Annotated in this window: 10 protein-coding genes and 1 pseudogene; all 11 read left to right on the forward strand. The window is 52.7% G+C overall.

Going from position 1 to position 5051, the window contains the following annotated elements; all coding sequences use genetic code 11:
• Window positions 1–556 (forward strand): annotated as a pseudogene (locus HWQ67_RS12530) (hypothetical protein); the annotation flags it as partial.
• On the forward strand, window positions 553–936 hold the full coding sequence (locus tag HWQ67_RS12535; protein WP_218253029.1) for a hypothetical protein: 384 nt from the start codon (window positions 553–555) through the stop codon (window positions 934–936). The pseudogene HWQ67_RS12530 and the gene HWQ67_RS12535, both read left to right, overlap by 4 nt.
• On the forward strand, window positions 933–1388 hold the full coding sequence (locus tag HWQ67_RS12540; protein ID WP_218253030.1) for a hypothetical protein: 456 nt from the start codon (window positions 933–935) through the stop codon (window positions 1386–1388). Before HWQ67_RS12535 ends, HWQ67_RS12540 begins: the two co-directional genes overlap by 4 nt.
• Window positions 1389–1392: 4 nt before the next feature.
• Window positions 1393–1635 carry a hypothetical protein gene (locus tag HWQ67_RS12545; RefSeq protein WP_218253031.1) on the forward strand — a complete coding sequence of 81 codons (243 nt, stop codon included), beginning with the start codon at window positions 1393–1395 and terminating at the stop codon, window positions 1633–1635.
• Window positions 1625–2311, forward strand: a complete 687-nt coding sequence (locus HWQ67_RS12550; RefSeq protein WP_218253032.1) for a hypothetical protein — start codon at window positions 1625–1627, stop codon at window positions 2309–2311. The genes HWQ67_RS12545 and HWQ67_RS12550 overlap by 11 nt, the downstream gene beginning before the upstream one ends.
• Before the next feature lie 13 nt (window positions 2312–2324).
• The gene (locus HWQ67_RS12555) at window positions 2325–2900 is read left to right on the forward strand and encodes a hypothetical protein (RefSeq protein ID WP_218253033.1); all 576 of its coding nucleotides are present in this window, start codon (window positions 2325–2327) and stop codon (window positions 2898–2900) included.
• The gene (gene ssb / locus HWQ67_RS12560; protein ID WP_218253034.1) at window positions 2854–3291 is read left to right on the forward strand and encodes a single-stranded DNA-binding protein; all 438 of its coding nucleotides are present in this window, start codon (window positions 2854–2856) and stop codon (window positions 3289–3291) included. The genes HWQ67_RS12555 and ssb overlap by 47 nt, the downstream gene beginning before the upstream one ends.
• 9 nt (window positions 3292–3300) lie before the next feature.
• Complete coding sequence (locus tag HWQ67_RS12565; protein ID WP_218253035.1) at window positions 3301–3669, forward strand: HNH endonuclease; 369 nt, start codon at window positions 3301–3303, stop codon at window positions 3667–3669.
• A 139-nt stretch (window positions 3670–3808) separates the two neighbouring features.
• On the forward strand, window positions 3809–4102 hold the full coding sequence (locus HWQ67_RS12570; protein WP_218253036.1) for a hypothetical protein: 294 nt from the start codon (window positions 3809–3811) through the stop codon (window positions 4100–4102).
• Window positions 4095–4490, forward strand: coding sequence for a hypothetical protein (locus tag HWQ67_RS12575; RefSeq protein WP_218253037.1), 396 nt, complete (start codon window positions 4095–4097; stop codon window positions 4488–4490). Before HWQ67_RS12570 ends, HWQ67_RS12575 begins: the two co-directional genes overlap by 8 nt.
• A complete protein-coding gene (locus tag HWQ67_RS12580) occupies window positions 4448–4969 on the forward strand; it encodes a hypothetical protein (protein ID WP_218253038.1) in 522 nt (173 codons plus the stop codon). Before HWQ67_RS12575 ends, HWQ67_RS12580 begins: the two co-directional genes overlap by 43 nt.
• Window positions 4970–5051 lie beyond the last annotated feature (82 nt).

Raw genomic sequence — 5051 nt, forward strand, 5'->3', positions numbered from 1 at the left:
AAGTACCGAAGGGGACAGGAAAAGAGAGTATCGGAAGATGATTGAGTCCAAAAAAGAGAGTGGACAAATGTCCGGACAAATGTCCGACAAACGTCCACCAGAGATAGAGATAGAGTTAGAGTTAGAGTCAGAGAAAGAGAAAGAAGAGGCTCCCGTGCCAGCTCTGGCGAAACCGAAGTTTTCTCAGGAGGTGGTAGCCCTGACTCAACTTCTTTATGACCGTATCATGGAGAGGGTAAACCCGACCAGATACCGGCATAAAAAACCGGGAGAGGTGAGAAAGATGTTGGAGGGATGGGCAGGGGACATCGACAAGCTCCACCGTATCGACGGGGTTCCCCACAAGAACATCGCCGAGATGATAGAGTGGTGCACGGCCCACGATGAGGGGAAGTTCTCATGGGCACGGAACATTCTGTCCGGGGAGAAGTTGAGGGCTCACTTCGACACGATGGAGGGCCAGAAAAATTCAGGAAGGAGGTCAAATCACAGCAAGGAGGCGTACATGAAGAGGAATGACGCCATCCTTGATGAAATTGAGAAGGTGAAAAAATGAATTACAAGGAGTTCATGTCAACGATGATTTCGTATTATGGAGCCCCCACGAGCGTGCTCCATAACGATGAAGTCATGAAATATCTTTTGAAGTCGTTCCCGCAGGGAGAGGTCTTGAAAAAGCTCAAGGAGAAGATTTTTGAGACCCACAAAATCCATTACGGGTTCCCGGACGTGGCGACGATCAAGGAGATTTTCGAGAAGAACAAGGGAGACGTTCTCTCCGGCATCGGGGTAGTCGAGAGCGTGAATATTCTCGACTTCTTGCCGAAGGGGACAGACGTGAAGTCCATTACCAACACCATCGAGGTTGAGGAGACGGAGCGTCAGGGCCGGGTGGCCCACATCAACCACGTGGCGAAAAAAATCAGGAGGGGATGATGTACGAAAATGCGTATGGAATCCCGTTCGGGGACAAACTGGCGAATATGATTCACGAGTCGAAGTTTGACCCCGAGCGTGGGTGTGACCTTTCAGCCTTGCTTGCGGTGAAGAACAAGTGGGGAGAAATCCGGGAGCATCATGCGAGGAGGATTCAGCTCGAATGTGAGCTTTCGGTGCTGATGGAGAAGGTGAAGAAGGGAGAGCCGGTTGACGTCGATGAGGCGAAGAGGTTGAAGAAGGAAATCAACCTTGAGATGTCCTATATGTTCGACCACATCGGAGAGGGCTACACGGCGAGGGTGGATTTTTATGCACGGTGGGACGGTATCGAGTACGTGTATAGAACCATCACCGACAAGTGGGGAGAGACGGAGGTGGGCCATGCGAATTTTTGCAGGTATTACGAGACCTACATCCGAAACGAGCAGTTGAAAAATTTGGCGAGGTGAGTGGATGAGCGAGAAGAATGTTTCTATTATCATCGAGGAGTATATCAGGGCGAACGGGTTCGACGGCCTTGTCAATCCCGAAATTGAGTGTGGGTGTCCGGTTGATGAGGGGTTGTTCCCGTGCGACTCGGTATGCCCGGAGTGTCAGCCGGGGTACAAGGGAAAGAGTAATGACCCGGACTACGAATACATGATGTTCGTGGACAAGCCGACTGACGAGCCGGAGGAGGGGGAAGATGAAGGGTAAGCTGGTGGTTCACGGCATGGTGCTGGCGAACAAAATCCAGTATGAGACTCCGGGGTGGAGGGAGAAACTGGAGGAGTTCAAGGCCCATAATGAGGGGAAGAACATCGAAATCACGTTTGAGATGGTGGACTCTCCCCTGCACTATCTGTTCAAGTATTATTGGGGCTACCTGTTGCCGGACTTGGCGTTTGCCATGGGAGAGCGGAACAAGTTCAAAACGCACCTGTTCTGTAAGATGATGCACAACCTGATAAACGTGTCAACGGTGGACGAGATTCCGAAGAAGTATTTCAAGCGTGGCTGGGTGAAGCTGAACATGGAGGAAGTCCAAGACCCGACCAGCATCGAGCACCTGTTGGCGACAATCAGGGGGGTCATCATCATCTTCGAGAACAACGAGCTGGTGGCGTATATCCCGTCGTGTGCTGACCTGACGCATCAGGAGATGAAGGACTACACCGTGAAGGTGGAGCATTACCTGTTCGTGGACTGCAAGGGACGGCTCGGCGAAGAGGGGCGGGACGGGAGACAGGCGAAGGCCATGCGGGACAAGGGCATGGACGAGGAGAAGAAGAAGATTGAAGACCTGTTCCCCGGAGAGGAGATTCCGATGAAGGCAGGGAAGGACGGTTCGTTTGAGAGTTGCGAGCCGTTCCCCGAGGATGACTCATGGTAGAGGAGGCAGTAAAGTGAGAGAGAGCGTTTTTCAGCGGGAGGTCATCAACTCCATCAAGACGTTGGGCGGAGTGGCGTACAAGTTCCCTGATGCGGTGCGTGGTGAGGTCGATGACGGAGAGGGCGGGAAGAAGCAGAGGTTTATCCCGCCGAAGCCGTTTGACATCATAGCGTGTATCGGTGGAGAGAGCATTGCCATCGAGTGCAAAATGATTAAGGAGGTGAAGGCGTTCCCGCTGAAGGCGTTCTGCTCGGCGAAGGAGGCCGAGAAGGGGGTGTACTACATTGAGTGGAACCAGATCAAGCGGTTGCTGGAGCATGAGCTGACGGGAGACGGGAAGTCATACGTCTTCTTGAACGTGCGGAAAACCGAGGTCGGGAACCGTAAAAATGTGTTGATAATTTTGAGCATTTGGGAAATCATAGGGGAATTGGAGCGGGGGGCGAAGAGCCTTCCGAAGACCATGATAGAATCGCTGATGGAAGAGCGAGGGATTCATGGAGCGAAGGGTGAGTTTAATTTAGAAAAATGGAGAGTACAGAATGAGCGATTTGAACAAGTGGACTGGAGTCGGGAGGTGTACGGCTGACCCGGAACTGAGGCATCTGCCCAGCGGGACGGCGGTGACGACCTTTTCCATCGCCAACGACAAGACGTGGGTGGCGGAAGGTGAGAAAAAACAGGAGGTCAGTTTCTTCCGGTGTGTGGCATGGGGGAAGCTGGCTGAGACCATAACGACATACGTGAAGAAGGGCCACCGGGTCGGGATTTCCGGGAGGCTCCGGCAGAACCGGTGGGAGGATTCAGACGGCAAGAAGAGAGACGCCATCGAGATAACTGTGGAGGAGCTCCAATTCCTTCAGGCCAAGGGCGAGGGGCGTGAGGAGCCACCAATTCAGGAACCGCAGGGCTCATCGAACGCCGGGCCGACCGGGAGCAATGCCGAGAAGCCTTTCGCCGACGATGATATACCGTTTTAGGAGGGTGGCGTGAAATTTGAAAAGTGGCAAGAGGTGAGAGCGGAGGTTTTTGCGAGAGACATCTGGTCTTGTCAATACCCCGGTTGCGGTGTAGTTGGCGGTCTTGGAATACAGATTGCCCACCGCATTGCGGACACGGAGTCGAATAGGAAGGAGTGTAGGGCGTTGTTCGGCCTGAAGAGAAAGGCGGAGGAGGACGCAATTATCAACCACCCGATGAACCTCGTGACGAGCTGTGCCAAGCATAATTCCCGGTTCAACGTCGGCAATGTGAAGGCGAAGAGGCTGGAGTTGTTCCGAGCAATTTATGAAAAACTGTTTGGAGGGGAAGATGGACAGAGAGTTGTGGAAAAAACACCTGAAGTTGGCGGGGGTTGACTTAATTCTCGCTGTCGTCGGGTGGTGGGTTTTCACGGAGATGGCGAACTGGTGGGAGCTGGTTCACCTGTTCGTGTGGTTCTACTTGTTTTCGTTGCTGTTGTGGTTTGCGAAAATTCAGTTCTTGGAGGGTTAGCGGATGCTTGAAATTGGAGACATCGAGAGAGCTGAGAAGCTCATTAAGAAGATGGTGACTTTCACCATCGTGAATGTCGTGATTGCGGGGTTCTCGCTCTTCGTGGCTTTCACGGCGATTTTGAAGATGAACGAGGACGTGGTGTTTTGGGAGCTGAAGAGACAGCACCAGTATAACGTCATCATGAAGAGCGTGGGCGAGGCAACATACGTGATGAAGTCTTTGCTGGACGTGGATTTCCCGGCGAGAGGACATCACGAATCAACTTTAGTCATGGGGGTAAAAAGGGATGAGTAAAGAGGAGAGACTTGAGGGCTTGAAGCTGATGGAGAGGGCCAAGAAGCTCCACTCGGAGATCGATGAGCTGAAGAGGAGGCTGGACATCGTTGCGAGTGAGTTCGCCGAGAAGACCTGTCCGTTTTCCGTTGGAGATACCGTTGAGATCGCCGGGTATTCCTATCGGGGGAAGAAGGGGCTTGTGACACACGTTGCCGGGAAGGTTTCTGACTGGCCCGGAAGACCTATAAGCTGGGTCGTTTGCGGAGCCGTTCTCAAGGCTGATGGAACAGCAGGGAGTTATTCCTTCAGCTTTGATATGTGGCAATGGGGTGACTACAAGGAGCACCTGAAGCGGATGAAGCAATGGGAGAAGGAGAAAGGAAAGCCGTTCCCGCTGAGGGTCTGATGGGCGAGTACAAGAAGTTTTCCGAGGAGCTGTATCGGGAAAACGACCAGAAGGCCAAGGAGACCGCCGTGCATTTTTTGGAGTCGCTGGGACGGTACAAACTGGTCACCCCGCTTGAGAGACAGGCCGAGATGTTCAAGCGGGGAGACTTCGAGATCATGCTGATACCTGAGAACAGGAAGGTGATAATCGAGGTTGAGCGGAAGGTCGTGTGGGAGAAGAGCGGTGAATGGCAGGGATGGCGGACTATATCCATCCCGTGCCGGAAGAACCGGAGCGAGTCGGGAGTGTTCGTGATGGTGAACAAGGGATTCGACACCATTGCGAGCATCCCGACCAGCCGGATTTTGTCGGCAAGTGTGACGACGAAGGGAACTATCTATACCAAGAGGGAGGAGTTCTTCGACGTGCCGGTATCGTTGTGGAGGTTCTATCGCCGTGTTGTAACACGCTGGAGTCAATTTTTCGTCTCGGCTTAAAAAATAAGTTGACATTCTCCATCTGGGGCGTAATATTCAATAACAAGGGAGAGGCTTATGAGCAAAAAAATCAATACATCAA

Source organism: Candidatus Magnetobacterium casense (assembly GCF_019173545.1).
GTDB lineage: Bacteria > Nitrospirota > Thermodesulfovibrionia > Thermodesulfovibrionales > Magnetobacteriaceae > Magnetobacterium > Magnetobacterium cryptolimnobacter.

Bases quoted from the DNA above. Each gene is read 5' to 3' on its own strand.
- HWQ67_RS12580 (WP_218253038.1), top strand. From the start codon at position 4,448: ATGGGAGAAGGAGAAAGGAAAGCCGTTCCCGCTGAGGGTCTGATGGGC.
- HWQ67_RS12570 (WP_218253036.1), top strand. From the start codon at position 3,809: ATGCTTGAAATTGGAGACATCGAGAGAGCTGAGAAGCTCATTAAGAAG.
- HWQ67_RS12535 (WP_218253029.1), top strand. From the start codon at position 553: ATGAATTACAAGGAGTTCATGTCAACGATGATTTCGTATTATGGAGCC.
- ssb (WP_218253034.1), top strand. From the start codon at position 2,854: ATGAGCGATTTGAACAAGTGGACTGGAGTCGGGAGGTGTACGGCTGAC.
- HWQ67_RS12545 (WP_218253031.1), top strand. From the start codon at position 1,393: ATGAGCGAGAAGAATGTTTCTATTATCATCGAGGAGTATATCAGGGCG.
- HWQ67_RS12540 (WP_218253030.1), top strand. From the start codon at position 933: ATGATGTACGAAAATGCGTATGGAATCCCGTTCGGGGACAAACTGGCG.
- HWQ67_RS12550 (WP_218253032.1), top strand. From the start codon at position 1,625: ATGAAGGGTAAGCTGGTGGTTCACGGCATGGTGCTGGCGAACAAAATC.
- HWQ67_RS12575 (WP_218253037.1), top strand. From the start codon at position 4,095: ATGAGTAAAGAGGAGAGACTTGAGGGCTTGAAGCTGATGGAGAGGGCC.